This window comes from Picosynechococcus sp. NKBG042902, from assembly GCF_963864045.1.
Classification (GTDB): Bacteria; Cyanobacteriota; Cyanobacteriia; order Cyanobacteriales; family MRBY01; genus MRBY01.
The window spans coordinates 44,986-65,031 of record NZ_CAWLTV010000065.1; the positions used below are offsets into that span (position 1 = coordinate 44,986).

General features: G+C 50.6%; 19 protein-coding genes. 4 read left to right on the forward strand and 15 right to left on the reverse strand.

The window, feature by feature from the left end; all coding sequences use genetic code 11:
* Nucleotides 1-4: 4 nt before the first annotated feature.
* On the forward strand, nucleotides 5-472 hold the full coding sequence (locus AACR41_RS06235; protein ID WP_030007323.1) for a GNAT family N-acetyltransferase: 468 nt from the start codon (nucleotides 5-7) through the stop codon (nucleotides 470-472).
* A 75-nt stretch (nucleotides 473-547) separates the two neighbouring features.
* Here AACR41_RS06235 and AACR41_RS06240 read toward each other — a convergent pair whose 3' ends face one another.
* Complete coding sequence (locus AACR41_RS06240) at nucleotides 548-916, reverse strand: hypothetical protein (RefSeq protein WP_030007324.1); 369 nt, start codon at nucleotides 914-916, stop codon at nucleotides 548-550.
* A gap of 192 nt (nucleotides 917-1,108) precedes the next feature.
* Between AACR41_RS06240 and uvrB the strand changes: the two genes are divergently transcribed.
* Complete coding sequence (uvrB, locus tag AACR41_RS06245) at nucleotides 1,109-3,130, forward strand: excinuclease ABC subunit UvrB (protein ID WP_030007325.1); 2,022 nt, start codon at nucleotides 1,109-1,111, stop codon at nucleotides 3,128-3,130.
* A 67-nt stretch (nucleotides 3,131-3,197) separates the two neighbouring features.
* Here uvrB and bchI read toward each other — a convergent pair whose 3' ends face one another.
* From bchI to AACR41_RS06280, 7 genes are all read right to left on the reverse strand, one after another.
* Entirely contained in the window at nucleotides 3,198-4,280 is a 1,083-nt protein-coding gene (gene bchI / locus AACR41_RS06250; RefSeq protein ID WP_030007326.1) for a magnesium chelatase ATPase subunit I, read from the reverse strand.
* Nucleotides 4,281-4,334: 54 nt separating this feature from the next.
* Nucleotides 4,335-5,093: a DUF429 domain-containing protein gene (locus tag AACR41_RS06255; RefSeq protein ID WP_030007327.1), complete on the reverse strand. Its 759-nt coding sequence runs from the start codon at nucleotides 5,091-5,093 to the stop codon at nucleotides 4,335-4,337.
* Nucleotides 5,094-5,933, reverse strand: coding sequence for a pentapeptide repeat-containing protein (locus AACR41_RS06260; RefSeq protein WP_030007328.1), 840 nt, complete (start codon nucleotides 5,931-5,933; stop codon nucleotides 5,094-5,096).
* A 274-nt stretch (nucleotides 5,934-6,207) separates the two neighbouring features.
* The gene (locus tag AACR41_RS06265; protein WP_030007329.1) at nucleotides 6,208-6,603 is read right to left on the reverse strand and encodes a hypothetical protein; all 396 of its coding nucleotides are present in this window, start codon (nucleotides 6,601-6,603) and stop codon (nucleotides 6,208-6,210) included.
* 158 nt (nucleotides 6,604-6,761) lie between these two features.
* Nucleotides 6,762-6,956, reverse strand: a complete 195-nt coding sequence (petP, locus tag AACR41_RS06270) for a cytochrome b6f subunit PetP (protein ID WP_012307858.1) — start codon at nucleotides 6,954-6,956, stop codon at nucleotides 6,762-6,764.
* Nucleotides 6,957-6,997: 41 nt separating this feature from the next.
* On the reverse strand, nucleotides 6,998-8,323 hold the full coding sequence (locus AACR41_RS06275) for a recombinase family protein (protein WP_030007330.1): 1,326 nt from the start codon (nucleotides 8,321-8,323) through the stop codon (nucleotides 6,998-7,000).
* 22 nt (nucleotides 8,324-8,345) lie between these two features.
* Nucleotides 8,346-8,852 carry a bifunctional nuclease family protein gene (locus tag AACR41_RS06280; RefSeq protein ID WP_030007331.1) on the reverse strand — a complete coding sequence of 169 codons (507 nt, stop codon included), beginning with the start codon at nucleotides 8,850-8,852 and terminating at the stop codon, nucleotides 8,346-8,348.
* A gap of 161 nt (nucleotides 8,853-9,013) precedes the next feature.
* Between AACR41_RS06280 and ribE the strand changes: the two genes are divergently transcribed.
* Entirely contained in the window at nucleotides 9,014-9,697 is a 684-nt protein-coding gene (gene ribE, locus AACR41_RS06285) for a riboflavin synthase (protein WP_030007332.1), read from the forward strand.
* Here the strand turns inward: ribE and AACR41_RS06290 are convergent.
* The 5 genes from AACR41_RS06290 to AACR41_RS06310 form a co-directional block, all read right to left on the reverse strand.
* Entirely contained in the window at nucleotides 9,692-10,645 is a 954-nt protein-coding gene (locus AACR41_RS06290) for a DUF6208 family protein (RefSeq protein ID WP_030007333.1), read from the reverse strand. The genes ribE and AACR41_RS06290 overlap by 6 nt on opposite strands.
* A gap of 22 nt (nucleotides 10,646-10,667) precedes the next feature.
* The gene (locus AACR41_RS06295; RefSeq protein WP_030007334.1) at nucleotides 10,668-11,342 is read right to left on the reverse strand and encodes a M15 family metallopeptidase; all 675 of its coding nucleotides are present in this window, start codon (nucleotides 11,340-11,342) and stop codon (nucleotides 10,668-10,670) included.
* Between the two features lie 13 nt (nucleotides 11,343-11,355).
* Entirely contained in the window at nucleotides 11,356-12,060 is a 705-nt protein-coding gene (locus AACR41_RS06300; protein WP_012307864.1) for a potassium channel family protein, read from the reverse strand.
* A 166-nt stretch (nucleotides 12,061-12,226) separates the two neighbouring features.
* On the reverse strand, nucleotides 12,227-13,561 hold the full coding sequence (locus AACR41_RS06305; protein ID WP_030007335.1) for a TrkH family potassium uptake protein: 1,335 nt from the start codon (nucleotides 13,559-13,561) through the stop codon (nucleotides 12,227-12,229).
* 55 nt (nucleotides 13,562-13,616) lie between these two features.
* Complete coding sequence (locus AACR41_RS06310) at nucleotides 13,617-14,618, reverse strand: glycosyltransferase (RefSeq protein WP_223209933.1); 1,002 nt, start codon at nucleotides 14,616-14,618, stop codon at nucleotides 13,617-13,619.
* 113 nt (nucleotides 14,619-14,731) lie between these two features.
* On the opposite strand from AACR41_RS06310, the gene AACR41_RS06315 reads away from it, so the two are divergent.
* On the forward strand, nucleotides 14,732-16,351 hold the full coding sequence (locus AACR41_RS06315; protein WP_315862035.1) for an ABC transporter ATP-binding protein: 1,620 nt from the start codon (nucleotides 14,732-14,734) through the stop codon (nucleotides 16,349-16,351).
* 17 nt (nucleotides 16,352-16,368) lie between these two features.
* On the opposite strand, the gene AACR41_RS06320 is transcribed toward AACR41_RS06315, so the two are convergent.
* Both AACR41_RS06320 and AACR41_RS06325 read right to left on the reverse strand, forming a co-directional pair.
* The gene (locus AACR41_RS06320) at nucleotides 16,369-18,225 is read right to left on the reverse strand and encodes an MASE1 domain-containing protein (RefSeq protein ID WP_339367629.1); all 1,857 of its coding nucleotides are present in this window, start codon (nucleotides 18,223-18,225) and stop codon (nucleotides 16,369-16,371) included.
* A gap of 172 nt (nucleotides 18,226-18,397) precedes the next feature.
* Nucleotides 18,398-19,939 (reverse strand): hypothetical protein, encoded by a 1,542-nt coding sequence (locus AACR41_RS06325; RefSeq protein WP_030007339.1) that lies wholly within the window; start codon nucleotides 19,937-19,939, stop codon nucleotides 18,398-18,400.
* Nucleotides 19,940-20,046 lie beyond the last annotated feature (107 nt).

Genomic DNA, 20,046 nt, shown 5'->3' on the forward strand with positions numbered 1-20,046 from the left:
TGTTATGGTTACGATTCGTCCGTTTCAAACTCAGGATATTCCGGCGATCGCCCAACTGTTCCACGACACTGTCCATACCATCAATGCCCAGGACTATTCCCCGGCCCAACTGCGAGCCTGGGCACCCGATGACCTGTATTTCCGCGATTGGGAAACCCGTTGTCACGCTTGCTTTACTTACATTGCCGAAGAGGATAAACAAATCCTTGGGTTTGCGGAACTTTCGCCAGCGGGTCACATTGGCTGTTTCTATTGCCACAAAGACCACCAACGGCGGGGCATTGGTCGCCAACTCTATCAGGCACTCCTCGCCCAAGCAGACCAGTTACAACTCATCACCCTAACCGTCGAAGCCAGTATTACCGCGAAACCTTTTTTTGTAGCCTTGGGGTTTCGGCTTCTCCAAGAGCAACAGGTTCAACGCCACCAACAAACATTAACGAACTACCGGATGGTCAAGCAGCTTCGTTAAAATTTTCCACAAAAAAACCCCTAGGAAATAGGGGAAATGGTTTGGCGATCGCCATTGTTTCGCCACTTTTTAGAATTAGTCGAGGTAGCCGATCAAAGTCGCCATATCATCGGTTTCATTGGGGGCCACGGGGCGATTCCCCATAATGACGATGGTGTCGCTGACCTGGAGGTGACTGGCCATAATCGGGCGATTCCCGGAAACGGTCATCGTGCTAGAAATATCCATCGTGCCCGCAGTCACAGGGCGATCTGCACCAGAAGAGCGAAAGGTACTGGTGACCTTGAGGTGGCTGGGTTCAATGGGGCGATTATTGGGGAGGCCTAATTTGGCAGGCTCTTTTACAGAGAGAGCAACCACCTCGTCTTTTTTCGCCGTACTACGGGAACGGGTGGGACTTTTAGTTGTGCTATCGTTCGTGGAAGTCGAATTTTCGGTGGTCATGGGATTTCTCCTTGAGGTATCTGAGCCAACACCTACTGAATCAAAATTTTGAGTAGGATTATGTTTTAAGAATTTTTTCGTTACTTTACTTCAATTATCCCAAATGATGGGACAAAGATTCCTTGCTGATCTTAGACACACTTTGTCATAAATTCGCAACATTGTTTCTAAAGTATCTCATTAATTTAAGTTATGTCTAACGGGAGTAATGTTTTGTTTCGTCTCCATGCCCCTTTTGAACCTACTGGTGATCAACCCCAGGCGATCGCCAAATTGGTGCAATCCTTGGAATCCCAAGCGAAATATCAGACCCTCTTGGGGGCGACGGGCACAGGCAAAACCTTTACGATGGCGGCGGTAATCGCCCAGATGCAGAAACCCACCCTCGTTTTGGCGCACAATAAAACCCTCGCAGCCCAGCTTTGTAACGAGTTACGGCAATTTTTCCCCTACAACGCCGTGGAATATTTCATCAGTTATTACGACTACTATCAACCGGAAGCCTACATTCCCGTCACCGATACTTATATTGAAAAAACCGCTTCGATCAATGACGAAATTGATATGTTGCGCCACTCCGCCACGCGATCGCTGTTTGAACGCAAGGATGTGATTGTGGTGGCTTCCATTAGTTGCATTTACGGGTTAGGGATTCCGAGTGAATATTTAAAGGCGGCTATTTCTTTAAAAGTGGGGGAAGAATTGGATCAGCGGGCGGTACTGCGGCAACTTGTGACCGTGCAATATAACCGCAATGATACGGATTTAAGTCGTGGCAATTTTCGGGTGAAGGGCGACATTTTAGAAATTGTCCCTGCCTATGAGGATCGGGTAATTCGCGTCGAATTTTTTGGGGATGAAATTGATGCGATTCGTCTCCTTGATCCCGTCACGGGTGAAATTTTACAAAGCCTCGATCAGGTTAATATTTATCCTGCCCGCCACTTTGTTACACCCCAAGAACAGTTGGCGATCGCCTGCGAACAAATCAAAGCCGAATTAGATAGTCAACTCACAGTTTTAGAAGCAGAAAATAAACTCCTCGAAGCCCAGCGTTTAAAGCAGCGAACGAGTTATGATCTCGAACTTTTACAGGAAGTTGGTTATTGTAATGGAGTCGAAAATTATTCCCGTTTCTTAGCCGGACGGGAAGCCGGATCACCCCCCGAATGTTTAATTGATTATTTCCCTGAAGATTGGCTTTTAGTGGTTGATGAATCCCATGTCACTGTGCCGCAAATTCGGGGGATGTACAACGGTGATCAAGCCCGTAAAAAAGTCTTAATTGACCATGGGTTTCGGTTACCCAGTGCCGCCGATAATCGTCCTTTAAAGTCTGAAGAATTTTGGCAAAAAGTCAATCAATGTGTCTTTGTCTCCGCGACCCCCGGTAATTGGGAAATCGAGCAATCAGAAGCGCGGGTTATTGAACAAGTCATTCGTCCCACGGGCGTTGTCGATCCAGAAATTGATGTGCGCCCCACCGACGGACAAGTGGATGATCTATTAGGGGAAATTCGTCAGCGGGAAAAATTAAAAGAACGGGTTTTAATTACCACTTTAACGAAACGAATGGCGGAGGATTTAACGGATTATTTCAGTGACCAGGGGGTAGCCGTGCAATATCTTCATTCTGAGATTAAATCCATCGAACGCATCGAAATTTTACAGGCGCTCCGCAAAGGGGAATTTGATGTTTTAATTGGGGTCAATTTACTCCGAGAAGGTTTAGATTTACCGGAGGTTTCCCTCGTCGCGATCATGGATGCCGATAAGGAAGGGTTCCTACGGGCAGAACGGTCTTTAATCCAAACCATTGGTCGGGCTGCCCGCCACGTGCGGGGTCAAGCCATCCTCTACGCTGATAATCTCACCGATAGTATGGCAAAGGCGATCGCCGAAACGGAACGCCGTCGCGCTATCCAAATCGCCTACAACAAAAAACACAACATCACCCCCCAACCGATCAAAAAGCGGGACGAAAATGCAATTTTATCTTTTCTCGATATTTCCCGCCGCTTAAATACCCAGCAATTACAGCAAGTTGTTGAACACATGGAGGAAGTTCCCCTCGAAAAAATTCCCGATGTGATTAAGCAGCTAGAAGAGCAAATGAAAGAAGCCGCCAAAAATCTCGAATTTGAACAGGCCGCTCTACTCCGCGATCAAATTAAAAAACTCCGCCATCAACTTTTAGGGAGTCACGATAACTAGCAAACAAAAAAGCTGGAGAGAATTTCTCCAGCCCTGAGGATGCAATATTATGCAATCAAAAAATGGTTTACTCGTCTTCTTCTAGACCAAAGACGCGGGCGACAATTTTCTGGACTTTGTAACCAGAATCAATTGATTCGAGGGGATCTTTCCGCAGACGGTGCCGTAGGCAAAGGGTAACCACACGACGAATATCATCCACGGTCACTTCGGTGCGGCCTTCATAGGCGGCGAGGGCTTTAGCGGCACGGTTGGTGACGATGTCACCCCGGAGACCATCCACATCCGCTTCGGAACAAACTTCGGAGATTTTCACCTTTAGTTCTCGATCAATGGTGACCTGGGGTAACAGTTCCTGGGCCCGGACGAGGCGTTCCTGTTCTGCTTTTTGCTCGGCGTCGTATTGTTGCAGAAATTCTGTAGGATTTTGGTCGAAGGCCGAACGTCGTTCGACGATTTCAACGCGCTGTTCGGGATTGCGTTCGGTGCGGATCTCAGCGTGCATTCCGAAACGGTCGAGAAGTTGGGGCCGCAGTTCTCCTTCTTCGGGGTTGCCGGAACCAACGAGGACGAAACTGGCAGGGTGACGAATAGAAATCCCTTCCCGTTCAACGGTATTCCAACCGCCAGCGGCAGAGTCGAGGAGGACATCTACCAGGTGATCATCGAGGAGGTTAACTTCATCCACATAGAGGACACCCCGGTTTGCTTTTGCCAACAGGCCCGGTTCAAAGGCTTTTACCCCTTCGGAGAGGGCTTTTTCGATGTCGATGGTGCCACAAACCCGGTCTTCTGTTGCGCCGAGGGGCAGGTCAATCATCGGCACTTTTTTGCGGGCAATTTCGAGGGTTTCATTATTCTCAAGTTTTTGCCGCACTTCATCGCCCATCAGTTCGGGGTTTTTGGGGTCGCTGTTAAAGGGATCGTTAGCAACCACTTCGATTTCGGGCAGGAGATCGGCTAAAGCGCGGATGGTGGTGGATTTTCCGGTGCCGCGATCGCCCATGATCATCACGCCGCCGATCTTGGGGTCGATGATGTTGAGTTTGAGGGCCAGTTTCATTTCATCTTGGCCGATTACCGCCGTAAAGGGGAACACCACACGACGTTTTACTTTTTCTTGGGGAGGAGCTTCAGCCGTTACTGTCATATCAATAGAAACTTTTGTAAGGGAACGTAATTTTTTATCTTAAAAATTCACAATTTATGATTGCTGATCACCCATCGTAACAGGTGCTGGGACGATAATGTAACCGGAGTGGCGATCGCCAAGGGTTTGGTTTTTCGCCTGGCCCCAGTACCACCAGTAGGCGCCCACATAGGCACAAACTAAGGCATCGATGCGGTCTTCGATTTCCTTGAGATCACTACCTTTGGCTGTTGGGATCGGTTGAACGAGATCGTCCCAGCGGTGATTTAGGCTTAATTGCGGGGTAAGAATCGTCAATACCGTTTCAATTAGACTCACCAAACGTAATAATTCCTGGCGGCGATCGCCTAGCTTGCCTTTTTTGTATTTGATAATTCGCTCTAGCTGAAATAGACGCACCATCGCCGGGTGGGGAAACACCTCAATCTGGTAACGGCCCGGTTTTCGAGCGTCAATTTCTGGGGCATGGCCAAAGCCTAAGGCTTCAAGATCCAAGCCCAATTGGGTGGTGCGAGGCGCAAAGGGGCGGTTTAAATTCGCCGGATAACAGCCTGCGTGGTATTTCCCAAAATATTTGTGGGTGAGGCGATCCGGGAGGCGTGTTCCCGTTTCATTGGGGATAATTGTCGGCGCATCAACGGCAACGAGGCCCATTGTTTCTTTCGGGAGCAGTTGATCAACCCAAGTGACAATTTCGGCGGGATCAAGAAGCAGATCAAACTGGGCGATCGCCAAATGCTGATCTTGTCTTTCTAGACAACACAAACCACTGGCACCAGACGTCCAACCAAAATCAACCCCCAGAAATTTCACTTAATTACCCACATCAAGACCTTCGGGGAGAATTGTCCCATCAAAAATCGCGTTGTGGAAATTTACTTGATCCACCGTTGCATCCAGCAGTACGGCCCGGGTCAGATTCGCACTGGTGAAATTTGACCAATAAAGCTTACTACGGAAAAGTTGCGCCTCACTCAGATCTGCTCCCCGCATGGTTGTCCAGGCCATTTGCACCTTCCGGAGTACCGCCTGGCGCAGTTTAACGTTGGTAAAGTTGGCGCTATTAAGTTTCGCTTGGCTAAAGTCTGCGTGGTCGGCGATCGCCCCGGTGGCATTGACCCCGTGCATAATTGCGTGGGAAAGGTTGGCTCCCTTTAAATTCGCGCCGATCAAAATGGTGCTGGTGAGGTTCGCGTTGGCAAGGTTGGCCCCTTCTAGGTTGGCCTGGGTTAAGTTCGCCCGCCCAATAAAGGCATCCGTTAAGGTCGCATTGGTCAGGTTAGCTTCCCGCAAAATCGCTTCGTTGAGGGTGGCACAACTGAGATCCGCTGAGACCAGTTGAGCATTGGTTAAATTGGCTGCCCGGAGTCCCCCATAGGTGAGTTGGGCGGTGGTTAAATTCGCGTCGGTCAGGTCACAGGAAATTAAATTCGCTTCACTGAGATTGGCTTGGAGGCTGCTATTAGTAAGATCTGCCTCCCGAAAATTTGCCTGCTTAAGGGATGCCCCCGTGAACACAATCCGGGACAAATGACTTTCCCGCAGATTGATCCCATCAAAGTTGCCGCCCCCCAAAAACGCCCCTTCAAGGTCTACTTCCCGGAAATCCCGTTCTCCGGCCGCATAGCGTTCTAATAATTCTCCCGCATCCATTCGTTTCAAAATGGTATTCCTCCTGAGACTGTGACTGGGCCAAGGCTGTGACCCAAGACATGGCGAATATGAACTTTATGAGTTTTATGAATCTTTAGTCTGCTTTATCGCATTGTAGAGTTAGTGGTCTGGGGATTGGCGATCGCCGCAATGAAACGATAATCGTCAGATAAAATTTTCCCCAATAAAAATCCCACAGACGATCCGGAGTTGTAATCAAGCATCGATCTATGGGTAACGTAATGGCAAGGGACTGGGCCAGTCACCGTCGGTTTTATTCGAAGGTTTCTGTGGGGGTGATGAGCGAACTTTCCTCCGGAGTCCCATTAACAGCAGAGGTTTCGGCTTGTTTTTTCTGACGCCAATATTCCTGTAGTCGGGAGCGATAATCGGCAGCCGCGTTGTTAATGTTGGAGTTTGTGCTCTCGCGGAATTGTTCTGGATCCTTATTGCCTAAGCGCATCATGTGGATCAAATCGTAGGGATTGAAGCCATCTGTGTTGCCATAGAGGGAAGAATTTTCGCTTTGTTGATAGTTCCCTTCGAGATCGCTGGCAGTTTGGGCTTGGCTCGGCGCGAAGGGCACACTGGCGATCGCGACACTAAAACCACAGATGAGAGTTAGTAGAGCAGGTTTTTTCATGGGCTTATCGGCAATGGAGTTGCGCATAGATCGTCTTTGATGACCATTGTGCCGCAAAAAAGTTTCAGGCGTGAGGGTAATTACCCTCGGTTTATGGTGAAATTTTGGCTTTGGCGCACCGACAAAAAACGTCCCCCCACGGGAGACGCCTCGGTGGTCTAATTGGGCAGTTAGAAAAATGTGTCCTAGGATGCAGGACGCAGTTCATCCCCAAAAAACCAAGTGGCGGTTTTATCATCAAAGGTCACGATCGCCCCAATGCCGCTACCGTCGGTGACGCGAAAGTCTGTGATGGTGCCTACTTTACCGAGTTTATCGGCGAGATCTTTACCAACACGATCCCGCAAACGGTAGATTTGTACTTTTTGCCCGATTTCCATGCCAATTATTGCTGTACTAATAAGGGTTTAGTTGAATTAAATCATTCATCAGTGTATCGGAAACTGGTCGAAAAAATGAATTTTAACTGGATTTGCCAATCGTCACGGCTAGTACGGTGGAGTTGGATTTGTTCGATAAATTCCCGCAGGTAAAAGCGTCGCTCGGCTTCGGATAGGTCATACCAAAAAGATTCGAGGGTGATGGTTTTGGCGATCGCCCCCAGGTTAGCGGGGGGAAGTTGGTTTAATTGGGTTTGCAGTTGGCTAATTTCGCTACGCAGCACATAGCGGCGTTGGGCAGCCGTTTCTGGGTCAAAAATGCCCTGGGCCGTGAGATCCGGGAGGGCGGCAATGAGGCTTTCTTTTTGTTGAATCTCCTGTTGAATCTGGCCCTGTTGCTGATCTAGGGAGGGGCCTTGGTATTGCTGGGCGATCGCGGGGAACTCCTGGCAAATGCTTTGTACGGTAGCCCGGAAAATTTTGTCGTAGGCGATCGCCCGGCATTTGGGCTTGCGGGGGCAGGCCAGGGGACGTAGGTATAGATAGGTTTTGGAATGATTACGCCGACTGACACGGCTGATGGTGAGGGCACTGCCACAGGTTTGACATTGCACCAGCCCGGCCAAACAGCGGGGGGCACTGGCACTGCGGGGGGCGAGGGGACGATTGCGGCGCAGGAGGCGATCAATTTGGGCGGCTTCGTTGTCGGTGAGGATTGCGGCGTGGGTTTTGGGAATGGTTGTCCCGTCGCAGTAATGGAGCTGACCCCGGTAGACGGGATTGCTTAACCAGTTGCGCCCGGTGGATACGGCAATTTTTTTCCCAAAGCGCTGTTCTAGGTGACGCACGGCCCCCCGCAGGGAACCGAAGAGAAGAAAATGTTCACAAAAATCTTTGACCACGGGGGCGGTACTGCGGTCGATGAGGTAACGATCTTGGCCCCGTTTATAACCGTAGGGGGCTTTACCTGGGGGTGGCAGAAATTGGCGGCGGTTTTTGGCGTGGCCCCGTTGAATTTTTTGTTGTCTGAGGCGATCGCCAATGGTTTGAAAGAGTTGACCCAAGGCTTTTTGATCCAGCGGTTGATCGCTTTGGTAGTTTTGTTCGGTGGCGATAATTCCCACACCATAATTTTCGATGTGCTGGAGGCGATCGCCAATCTCGCTGAGGTTATCCCCCAATTCATCGAGGCGACGTAGTAGTAAATAATCAGGGCGATCGCCGGCGTCGAGATCCGTGAGTAACTGGGTGAGCTGTTGCCGTTGCCCCCAATCGCTATAAATGCGATCGACCTCGACCCCCCATAGTTCTGGTTCTGGGGCGGCATCCAGGAGTGGGTCACTGTAGCTGTAGAAAAAAATTGTCATCCGCCTTGAACCCTCCCTCGGTTTAGCTTTCCTCTGGGTTGGCGGATTGGCTGTGGCGAATTAAATCTTCGGGGCTGAGTTGATCGACAAAGGCGCGAAAGGCTTGCCGTTCTTCTTCATCGGCATCTCGGTCTACGGGAATTGAAGCCTCAGAAATCACTTCCTCCACAACCCAGATCGGACTTTCAGTGCGTAGGGCAATGGCGATCGCATCACTGGGGCGACAGTCAATTTCTTGGGTTTCTTCCCCCTGGGAGGTACAAAGCACCGCATAGAAAGTGTGTTCTTCTAGGGCATGGATAATGATTTTATCGAGGGTGAGATCCCAAGCTTCCAATAGATCCGCAAAGAGATCATGGGTGAGGGGCCGTGGCGGTGTTTTTTGCTCCAAGACATTCATAATTGAGCGGGCCTGATCCTGGGCAATGTAGATCGGTAAGGCACGCCGTTCCGAGGCATCCTTCAGGAGAATGATCGGGCTCCGAGTAATGGCATCAAGGGCAATGCCAGCAACGTGCATTTCAATCATGGATCTGGGCCTCGGGGTAGGGATGGCAACGGGAGCAATATTTGATTCCCTTACTAACTAGTATCCTACAGCTTCGATATTCTGGGGGGATGTTGGGCCTGATTTTCGGTCAATTCCCGCTACAATCGAATGGCCCTTTTACTGCGATCGCATCACGCCCTGTGTTTACTGGATTGATTCAAGCCCTTGGTACCGTTAAAGCCCTTGGTGGCGATCGCTTTGCCATCGATATCCAGGGCCATGGGGCCAGTCAAGTGATGCAGGATCTGGCCCTCGGCGATAGTGTGGCTGTAGATGGCGTTTGTCTGACTGTCGAAACCATTGCCGAACAGGGATTTGTTGCCACGGCCTCCCCCGAAACCCTGAAGCGCACAATCCTCGGCGATGCCGTTTCCCGTTCCCATTGGGTCAATATTGAAACGTCCCTGCGGGTGGGCAGTAAGATCGGTGGTCATTTTGTGTCGGGCCATGTGGATACCATTGGCGCTTTAGAAAAAGTTGTTGAAACCGCCCGTGCTTGGGAACTGTGGTTTACGGCGATCGCCGATTACCAAGCGACTTGGGACATGAATATTTCCCCTTGTCTGGTGTCCAAGGGAAGCATCGCGGTCAATGGCATTAGTCTAACGGTGGCCGAATGCGATCGCCTGGGCCAGTGGTTCAAAGTAGCCGTGATTCCCCATACCTATGCCGAAACGAATTTGGCCTACCTCAAGCCGGGCAGTTGGGTGAACCTAGAGGGGGATATCCTCGCGAAATATGTCCAGCGATTTGTCAGTTACCAACGGGAGCAAAAAGCCCCGGACATTGGCCTCGACTTCCTCCAGGAACATGGCTATTTATAACGACTGAATTGTCAGTTTTTTCTGGTGGGGCGTAACCTGGGTTTCTTCGCCCACAACGCTCGGTAATTGTGCCTCGGCTGCTTGGGTACGGGGCCGCATCCGAATTAGATAGTAGCCTTGTTCTCCCAGGGGATCACAGGTCATATTTTCGGTGATTTTTTGCCAACGCAGGGGAAAACTAGCGCGGTTGTAGAAAGTAAGATAAAAATCAAATGTCTGCAGCCAAGGTGATTGGATGATAATTTCTAAACGTTCTGCTGCGTCTAAAGCGCCGTAGAAAAATTGAGTATCAGTAGCGCCAACGGGCAGAAATTCTCCTTTGACAAAAGCTGCGGGTAAGACATCCCGAAATTTAAATAGCGTAAAAATGTAGTAGTGGAGCAGACGAAAATAAGGGTTTGTTTTCTGGGCTAGGGTTTGATAAAAATCATTATTTTGGGGCGACACAACCAAGGTCGATACGGTTAGATTTAAGTCTGTTTTAACTGTCGGAAAGCGGGGATTTACCTTGGGGTGGTAGTAGCGTAAACCGACAGTATATTTGCCCTTGGGTAAGGAAATCTTGAGTTCTGTTTGGCTGGGATCGTCGGTAAGTTGCGTGAAATTTAACACCGTGCGATAGCCCGGAAAGTCGTAGATACAACCGACCCAAGCTTCCGTGGACTGACGGATAGTTTCAAGGTTAATGGTGAGTTCTTTTTCTACAGAAAGTGGCCCCAGGGTGCCGATAATGGCGTGGGTATTCCAGCGGGGTGCTTTGGTCATTAAAACGGGTAAGCTGAGGAATTTTTGGAGGGATTTTTCTCCAATAATGCGCCATTCTTTTGCATTTTTTTTATTCAGCGCCAAATACAAAGTGTAGAGATTGCCAATCAGGAATTTATTGACTTTATAAAAGCCAAAGGAAAAGATTGCCAAGGGCAGTTCTAACCAGGGTTTGCGCGCCATTATTTATCAGAAAAATTGTGTCCTAGATTCTACCGTAGTGGGCGATCGCCGTTTGGGTTTGCCAGGCCCAGAGCTGATCTCCATAGGAAAAGTGCCACCATTCGTTGGGGTGAATCACAAAACCGGCCTGTTCCATGGCCTGCCTAAGCAATTGGCGATTTTGATGGTACTGCTGTTCTGGGGGCGTGGTGGCGGCAGCATAAAAATCTGGGTAGGAGCGATCGCCAATGTCATCAATCTCTCCTCCCATTGGTAGAGGTTCCTGAGCGCGGTTTACCAAACGCACATCCAGGGCCGCGCCGGTACTGTGGGGCGGTGGGGTCGCTGGATCGGTGCTCGGTACGGCCCAAAATTGCAACACCTGCTCCCAAATCTGGGCTGTTTCTGGGGGAGTTAGGGGGCGATCGCCTTTTAGCTGGGTGAAAGTGTAGTCCACCATAAATTGCTGCACCGGGATCGGTCGGTAGGCATCGAAGATTTGAATTTGTAACTCTGGATGGGCAGCCCGCAAGAAATCCTGGGCTTGGATGAGTTTGTCGAGGACTCGGCGGCGCAAAAAATAAGGCGATCGCCCCCCATAATCAGCCCCCAAAGCCATGTAGGGGTGGGGCGTCACCAAAGAAAAAAGACCTGCGGGGATTGGCACCAGGGGGTCATCACTGATTGCGATGGGGATCCGTTGATAGGGTTTGGTCATGGGCCGGGGCAACTTAGGACAACGGTAGGCGATGGATCGCGTCATTAGTACCAATCACCATCATCATTAGCGACTTATCCAGGCGATGCTCTGGCCCAGGGTTAATTTCAAAATGCTCTTCATTGCCCACTGCTAACACATTCACCCCGTAGTTGGCCCGTAGGGACAGTTCCGCTAGGGTTTTATCATGGAAAGCCTCCGGGATTTTAATCTCAACAATGCTGTGCTCTTCGTCAATATCAAAGCGGTCGAGGATTGACGGTTTTGTGAGGGTCATCGCGAGGGCGGCCCCAGCTTCATATTCTGGGTAAACAATCCGGTCGGCCCCCACCCGTTTCAGGAGCTTGCCATGTACCTCCGAGGACGCCTTAGCCACCACATGTTCGACGCCCCCTTCCTTCACGTTTAAGGTTGTGACAATGCTTTCTTGGAGGTAATTCCCAATCGCCACAATGACAGTGTCAAACTCAAAAATACCCGCCTGACGCAGGGCCATCACCTCGGTAGAATCCAATTGCATTGCATGGGAGACTAGTTTTTCGGAAACCACCTGGGCGACTAATTTCGGGTTGATATCGGTGCCAAGGACTTCGTAGCCCATGTTGTGTAATTTTGTGCAGACGGCGCGACCAAATCGTCCCAGGCCAATGACCGCAAACTGACGACTTTCTTCCTGCCGAAAACCCTGAAAGAGAAAATTCCAATTCCGTAAATTCACCGTTTGTTTTACTCCAAAACCCAAATGGTTGTTAACTCGTGGCTAATGTGATTGCGAAAGGTTCAAAATGCTGTGGAGGCGATCGCCGCATCTTAACCGATGATCCTACTCGAATTTCAAGCGCTGGTGAAGCCTTGGGACATTCCTCTGGCCGAGGTGCTGCGGCTCAACCCACCAATAAATTTTCTTCGGGATAGCTAATGCGGCGTGGGGTGATTTCCCCGACGATGGCCGACATCAGCAAGAGCACCCCGACCCGACCACAGTACATGGTGGCAATGAGGGTCAGTTGACCGACAGCGGAAAGGCTGGCAGTAATCCCCGTGGACAGGCCAACGGTGGCAAAGGCCGAAATCACCTCAAACAAAATCGCAATCAATTCGATCTCAGGGTTGCTGATGGAAATAATCGCCGTGGCAATGGTGATCACAGTGGCAGAACCAAAAACAACGGCGATCGCCTTAAAAACGATACTCTGGGCAATTTCACGGTCAAAAACAGTGACACGGGTTTGACCATAGAGCACGGATTTGGTGCAATTCGCCAGGATATTAATGGTGGTTGTTTTGATCCCGCCCCCGGTGCCACTGGGACTCGCCCCAATAAACATCAAACCCATGGTGATAAACAGTCCGGCGGTACTCAGCTTGCCGATGTCGATACTATTAAACCCAGCGGTGCGGGTGGTCACCGATTGAAACCAGGCGGCGATCGCCTTATCACCCCAACTCATCCCCGCAAAGGTGGTTGGATTGGCCCATTCCACAAACAAAAAAGCCACAGTCCCCAGGCCCAGGAGCCAGAAGGTGGTGGAGGTGACCACTTCAAAATTCAACGAAAAGGTAAAGCGTCGGCTTTTGCGCTGGAGACGGTGCCGCAGCCATAGATACATTTCGATGATCGCCTCATAACCAATGCCACCAAAAATAATCAAACCAGAGATTGCCCCATTCACCAGGAGAGAATTTTGATAGCCCACTAAACTATCCGCAAACAAACTGAAGCCTGCATTGTTCCAAGCACTAATGCTGTGAAAAATTGCGAGCCACAATCCCTCACCGGGATCAAAGTCCCGACTAAACCGCCCAAACAGGAGAAAAATCCCCGTCAGTTCCCCAATTAGGGTCGTGGCGATAATTGAACGAATTAAGTTGCGCGTGCCTTGGTTGTAGGGTTGGTCAAAGGATTCTTTAATGGCAAATTTTTGGGCCAAGTCAAACCGACGCCCCAGCAGCAGCATGAGAAATGTCGAGAGGGTCATGTAGCCTAGTCCCCCCAGTTGGATTAACAGGAGAATAACTCCCTGGCCAAAGTTGGAAAAGGCTGTGCCTGTATCCACCACAATTAATCCTGTAACACAAACGGCGGAAGTCGAGGTAAATAGGGCGACGAGGGGACTATTCCATTCCCCGGAGGCGGTGGAAAAAGGCAACATTAAAAGCAACGTACCCAATAGAATAGCTCCGAGAAAGCCGAGGCAAATGGTTCTGGCGATGGTCATGGCCGATCAAGATTACAAAAAAGCATTTATAAAAGATCAAAAAAATGAAATGGCATTAGGCGCGCCACCGGGCAAGTTGTTGGCGGAGGGCCAAGCGGAGGCGCACCAGGAGAGGATTTTGTCGCTGGAGTTGGATATTGCCTGGGTATTGGCCTTGGTAATCAAAGAAATGATTAACCTCCTGGAGAATGGTGGCAAACCGGAGCAGAATCGTTTTGGTGCGGTATTCCTGCAAGAGGGCTTGGGCATTGGTGGCGGCTGGGGGATTGTTGAGGGCGGCCAAAAGGCGATCGCCATCGTATTCGACACAATAGGTACTGATTTTTTGACAATTGAAGCCCGGATCTAAGTAATCTGCTAAAGCACCGTTGACGCTACTAAAGACCTGACAACCACAGGCGATCGCCTCTAGGGGTGGCAAACCAAAGCCTTCACTCACCGCATTATTCAGCCAATATTCCGCAGAATCATAGAGATAAATTTTACTGCGATTAAAGAGGGCCGCAAGGTCTGGCACGAAGGAATTTATCACTTCTACGCGACATCGTTGCTGGAGGTAGGGCACCAGTTGCTGGAGCACATAGCTAGAAGTTTTACGGGTTTGCACCAATACATCAATATCCCGTTCTTGCTGCCAGTTCTCGAACTCCGGGGAAATTTGATTGGGTAGATAAAACAAAGGATTATTCGGTGCCCGTTGTCCCCAATAGCCTAGGGAATTGCGACTCACCGCCCAAATGGGAATGCGACTGGGGAGCTTAAACCCATAGCCGGTGCTGTGGGCATGGTAAACCACCGGATGCGATCGCAGTTGTTTGACCAGACGCGGAATATCAAAGCCCCAACTGATCACAAAAATAGCTTCCTGGGGCTGCACCTGGGGCAGCAGTTCCGGTAAATAAAGATGATCTGGGGATTTTTCTCGGTAGGTGACTAAATGGGCGGATTGCAGTTGTTGGGCCAGTTCACAGGTCTTGATTTCGGCAAAGAGGCCACCGCTGGCAAATTTTTTACTGACACCGGGGACGAGGAAATAAAGCGATCGCATAGTAGCCATTGGAAGAGTCTCTAAAAATATACTGTTTATCTGGAAAAATACTCGGCAGGGCCAGAAATCCCCTTAAAATCAGAGGGTCAGTGTTCCTTGGTAAGTTCGTCATGACCCCTCCTCTGCTTCAGGTTCAAGATCTACACATCGCCTATCCCGCCCAGGGTCAAGCTTTACAGTGGGCCGTTGCTGGGGTGTCTTTTCAAGTGAATCAAGGCGATCGCCTCGGCCTCGTGGGGGAATCCGGCTGCGGTAAATCCACCATTGGCCGCGCCCTGTTGCAACTGCTGCCACGGGGTTCCCAGGTAACTGGCAATGCCGCTTTTCAAGCAAAGCCCATCTTAAATCTCAAGGGTGAAGCCCTACGCCACTACCGGGGCGAAGTGGTGGGGTTAATTTTCCAAGACCCAATGACCAGGCTCGATCCCCTGATGACCATCGGCAACCACTGCCTCGAAACCCTCCGTTGCCATCGTCCCGACCTCAGCGCCCAAGCCGCAAAACAAAAAGCCATTGAAACCCTGGCGGCTGTGCGCATTCCCGAAAACCGCTGGCATCAATATCCCCACGAATTTAGCGGCGGGATGCGTCAACGGGTGGCGATCGCCCTAGCCCTGCTGCTCGATCCCAAATTCATCATCGCCGACGAACCGACCACTAGCCTCGATGTCACCGTTGCCAACGAAATCCTCCAGGAACTGACCCGTCTCTGCGCCGAACGGGAGATGGGCTTGTTGCTGATTTCCCACGATCTCGCCATGGTCGCCGAATATTGCACGGACATTGCCGTGATGCACCAAGGTCAAATCGTCGAAACTGGCCCCGTTAAACAAATCTTCAATGACCCTCAGCATCCCTACACCCAATCCCTCCTCGAAGCCGCCCTCCACCTCCACAGCGATCAAGAAATTTCCTCTCACCAAGAGAAACAAGCGATCCTCTCCCTCGAAAACCTAGAGCAACATTACACCCTGGAGAGCAACCTGTTTCAACGGCTAATCACGGGCAAAAAAACCCAGGTGATCCGCGCTGTCGATGGGATTAACCTTGACATCTATGAAGGGGAAATTTTGGGCCTTGTCGGGGAATCCGGCTGCGGCAAATCCACCCTCTCCCGGACAATTTTGCAACTGATCAAACCTACGGGTGGCAGAGTTATCTTTGCAGGGAAAGAATTAAACCGACTGTCGGTGGGACAAATGCGACCGGAGCGACGGCACCTCCAGATGATTTTTCAAGATCCCCATGCTTCTTTGAATCCCCTAATGACCGTGGGGGAAAATATCGGTGATCCCCTCCATATTCACCAGTTAGCGACGGAGCCAGCGGTTAAAGAAAAGGTATTGCAAATGCTGGAAAAGGTGGGTTTAACGCCCGCTGAGGAGTATTACGCTCGCTATCCCCGGCAACTGTCTGGGGGGCAACAGCAACGGGTGGGCATTGCCAGGGCTTTGATTACCGAGCCGCGCCTTGTGATCTGTGATGAACCCGTGAGTATGCTCGATGCGAGTATCCAGGCTCAGGTTTTAGATTTGATGCAAGCCCTAAAAGCGGAGTTTAATCTGACCTATCTGTTTATTACCCATGATCTGTGGGTGGCGAAGTTTTTGTGCGATCGCATTGCGGTGATGAACCAGGGCAAAATCGTTGAATTGGGTCAAACCGTTGATATTTTCAATCATCCCCAACACCCTTACACTCAGAAACTCCTGGGCGCGGCTCCCCTACTCCACTCCGCGTAATTAGCCCGCTCGCTCGTTCAATTTGGGTTGGGAGCACCATCTAGCTCCGAGACGGGATGGCTCAAAAACGTAAAGTAAAAAGAAGCACCATAACTCTGGGGATCTAATTCACCGGGAGTAAACCAGTCTGGCGGTGGATCACCAGCCAGCTCACCATTGCTCTCAACCCAAATTTTGCCGCCCATGAGATTCACCAGACGTTTGGCGATCGCCAACCCTAAGCCACTACCCCCGTAGCGACGACTAATGGAAGCATCAGCCTGAATAAAGGGTTGAAATAGTTGATTGAGTTGCGCAACCTGAATGCCAATGCCCGTATCTAAAATTTGAAAACTCAGTTCCTCCGTTGGGGGGTCGCTCAGGGACGGCACCGTGTGGCTTGTGATCACCAATTGCACAGATCCCGTTGCCGTAAATTTGAGGGCATTACCCAAAAGGTTAAACAGAATTTGCCGCAGCCGTAAATCATCCCCCATCAAAATATTGGGAATCGAATCCGCCACACAATATTGCAAATCAATATCCTTTTGGTCGGCCTGTACTTTCAGGAGGGTGAAGACAGATTTCAACAGTTCCTGAAACGAAAAACAACGGGCTTCTAAGCGGAGGCTGCCCGACTCAATCCGAAGAAAATCAAGGATATCGTTGATGATATTCAGTAGGGTTTTACCACTGTCTTCAATAATGGCGACCAATTCTGCTTGATCATCCTTGAGATCCATAGTCAGTAGCAATTGGGCTACACCAATCACCCCATTTAGGGGCGTGCGAATCTCGTGACTCATGTTGGCGAGAAATTCACTCTTTTCCTGGGCCGCCATTTCTGCGGCTTGTTTAGCTTGGATAAGGTTTAGTTGTCGTTTCAGGGCTTGATTATATTTAACCAAGAGATTTTCCCGCTGCTGATGGGCTAATTCTTTCTGGGTCGCCAGCTCTTCGAGGCGTTGATTTTGGCTGGCAAGGGTTTGATTCATTGCCTTGAGATCGGCTTTGGCTTGCTTTTTTTCGTTTAGTACCGCAATCAACATCAACGTCATCAGGCCAATGCAGGCAATAAAAAATTGCGAGAGCAGCAGGGAATTACGTAACGACTCCCCCACAAAGGTGCCATAGCCCTGGACGGTGCTAATCGCCACCATCAAAACGATCATCACCATCAGGAGTGTTGCGCCAACTTCTTTAAACTGAAAGGTTGTCCACACCAGGAGAGGGGCAAGGAGATATTCACCGTGGTAGCCGTTGATCACCAGGTGACTAATGCCGAGGGTCAGGGCGGCGATGCTGATGGCCGCTAACCAATATTTTTTGAGGTGATGGATAAATTCACGGTAGCCATGCTGGGTGGCAATAATCAGAGGCGCAAAAATGAGAATGCCAAAGCTGTCACTGAGAAACCAAGTCCCAGCAATTTCTGGGTACAGCGACCAAGGGGCTTTCCCGGCCAGGCAAACGATGAGGGCACAGGCGATCGCCACGGGGAGGTGGCTCAGAATGCAACTGTAGAGGATAAAATTTTGGGTCGTCTCCGGTCGGTCTAAAAAATAACGGTGTTGGTTGCGACATTGTAACCAATAGGCCGCTAGGACTTTTCCGGCGGTGGCGATCGCCGTAATACCGAGGGTCATCAACAAATTAGGCACACTGAGCCAAGCTTGGTAAATGACGATCTCTGCGACCAAAATGCCCTCCAAGACCCCCCAGCACATGGGTAGCCCCCACACGACCAGGAAGCCCACCGCTAGCCCCCCCGGAATCCAAATGGGCGTCGAACCTGTTTCTGGGTAAACCGTAAAATTGTGGGAAAACAGGGCCGTAACACAATAGGCGATCGCCACGACCACGTGCTTCCACCAAGGTTCCGGTTGATGAATCAAAAAACGGGAAGACAAACGAGATAATGACGACAAAACCATCACAGAGAAAAGATTAGGGGAAATAATTGGCTACCGATGACTAGATTCTATTGTGGGGTGTGCTTGAATCGTTCATGACACCTATGCAATGAATCTCTAAGTACCTCGTCACCGAGCCAATCCTCCCAGTATTCTAGACGCGACAAAATTTGCGGTCATTATCAAATTGTGGTTCCTGCCAAGAGTAAGCAAAATGACTCACCTGGGTAATGTCCGGGAAGCTAGCTTTGATGGCGGCCATTTGATCCTTGAGGGAAGGACGATTATCCTGGGCACGGTTCCAATCTCCCGCCAAGGCCGGAATAATCTTGGTGCCTGCTGGCGCAAACTGACGCACCCGGTTAATCTCGTCAACGATGCAACTGCTGTTGCCACAGACGGCATAGGCCATGGGGTGCCACTCCATCGAACCAGGAAATTTATCCCAAGGTTGGAGGCGAGAATCAAAACCCCGTTGGCCAACGGGTTGATTACCCCCCGGAAAAAATACGGCTCCCGCAGGAATATTGCGACTTTGGGCCTGGGCGGCGGCACTGCTCACAAAATCCACAACCCCTTGGGCCGCATGGCTGACAGTGAGATACCAAAGTTCCGCTACGAGGCGTTGATGAAGGGCATTGACGTCTAGATCGGCTTCATCCCCCAGGATTTTTCGACCCTGCCACCGGGGCGTGCCTTCTTCGGGATATTGGGCTAAAACTGCCGCCACATCCCCGACGGTAATGTTGCCTTGGCGGAGATATTTTTCGATGAGGGTTAGACCCTGGCGATTTTCGGCGCGGTCGTAGAGGGCTTGGGCTGAGGCGGGGCTATAGATCCACAGATCCGCCACGGAAGCCGCCACGGAGCGGGCACCGGTGCCACGGGGGTAGCGGATGTAATCAAATAAAATGCCATCGGGTTGCCGCTGGAGCATTTGATTGACAAGATTTTTATAGTCGGCCTGGGCGATCGCATTGTAGGGATCCGCGAAGGCTTGGGCACCATCTTGGACAAAGTCGAGGCTGGTTTCACCGTAACCATTCCGGGCCATGGCACTTTGGCGATCGCCCCGATTTCCATAGACATAGCCGTAGTTCATCCCAAATAGCCAAGCATAGACCTCTAGACCACGTGCCCGACCTTTCTCGATGATTTCAGCCATCACATCGCGATTTTCGAGGCCGGGGGTTTGGATGCGGGACGGCCAGGGGGTATTGTTTTGGTTTTTGGGTAACAGGGCCTGACTATCGGCAAAGACTTCGAGATAAAGCTGGTCATAGCCTTTATTGACAATGTCATCGAGAATCCGCTCAATCATCCCGGCTTTTGTGTCGCAAGGATAGACGCGGAGCCACATGGCCTGGTGCCGTGGCCAGTAGGTTTGTCGGCAACGCTGCAGTTGATCTTTGTGTTGTTGTAGGAGCGCTTGGTACTCGGCTTGGGCGCTACGATCACCTTGGATAGCGGCGGCACGCCGTTGATCTTTCGTGGCGATCGCCCCAGCATTGAGGCGACAATATTCGTCTAGTTGATTATTGACTTGGGCCTGGGCGGTGAGGGGATCGATACCGAGGGAAAGGCCACCCAAACCAAGGGCGAGACAAAAGGCCTGGAGACGGTGACGCCAAGGTTGCTGCCGGGCCTGGGTAATTTTTCTGGGGCAAGTTCCCGTTGATGGTGGCCGCTGATCCATAAAATACTCACACTTGAAACAATGACAAAATAACTAGAAATCGGAATCGTGGCGATCGCCTTTTGCCGTCTTAAGGATAGCCAAAATTTCCAGGGACTACACGACCC

Excerpts from the sequence above, each read along its gene's own strand:
- AACR41_RS06235 (WP_030007323.1), top strand. The coding sequence starts at position 5 with ATGGTTACGATTCGTCCGTTTCAAACTCAGGATATTCCGGCGATCGCC.
- AACR41_RS06240 (WP_030007324.1), bottom strand. The coding sequence starts at position 916 with ATGACCACCGAAAATTCGACTTCCACGAACGATAGCACAACTAAAAGT.
- uvrB (WP_030007325.1), top strand. The coding sequence starts at position 1,109 with ATGTCTAACGGGAGTAATGTTTTGTTTCGTCTCCATGCCCCTTTTGAA.
- bchI (WP_030007326.1), bottom strand. The coding sequence starts at position 4,280 with ATGACAGTAACGGCTGAAGCTCCTCCCCAAGAAAAAGTAAAACGTCGT.
- AACR41_RS06260 (WP_030007328.1), bottom strand. The coding sequence starts at position 5,933 with ATGGATGCGGGAGAATTATTAGAACGCTATGCGGCCGGAGAACGGGAT.
- AACR41_RS06265 (WP_030007329.1), bottom strand. The coding sequence starts at position 6,603 with ATGCGCAACTCCATTGCCGATAAGCCCATGAAAAAACCTGCTCTACTA.
- petP (WP_012307858.1), bottom strand. The coding sequence starts at position 6,956 with ATGGAAATCGGGCAAAAAGTACAAATCTACCGTTTGCGGGATCGTGTT.
- AACR41_RS06275 (WP_030007330.1), bottom strand. The coding sequence starts at position 8,323 with ATGACAATTTTTTTCTACAGCTACAGTGACCCACTCCTGGATGCCGCC.
- AACR41_RS06280 (WP_030007331.1), bottom strand. The coding sequence starts at position 8,852 with ATGATTGAAATGCACGTTGCTGGCATTGCCCTTGATGCCATTACTCGG.
- AACR41_RS06290 (WP_030007333.1), bottom strand. The coding sequence starts at position 10,645 with ATGGCGCGCAAACCCTGGTTAGAACTGCCCTTGGCAATCTTTTCCTTT.
- AACR41_RS06295 (WP_030007334.1), bottom strand. The coding sequence starts at position 11,342 with ATGACCAAACCCTATCAACGGATCCCCATCGCAATCAGTGATGACCCC.
- AACR41_RS06305 (WP_030007335.1), bottom strand. The coding sequence starts at position 13,561 with ATGACCATCGCCAGAACCATTTGCCTCGGCTTTCTCGGAGCTATTCTA.
- AACR41_RS06310 (WP_223209933.1), bottom strand. The coding sequence starts at position 14,618 with ATGGCTACTATGCGATCGCTTTATTTCCTCGTCCCCGGTGTCAGTAAA.
- AACR41_RS06325 (WP_030007339.1), bottom strand. The coding sequence starts at position 19,939 with ATGGATCAGCGGCCACCATCAACGGGAACTTGCCCCAGAAAAATTACC.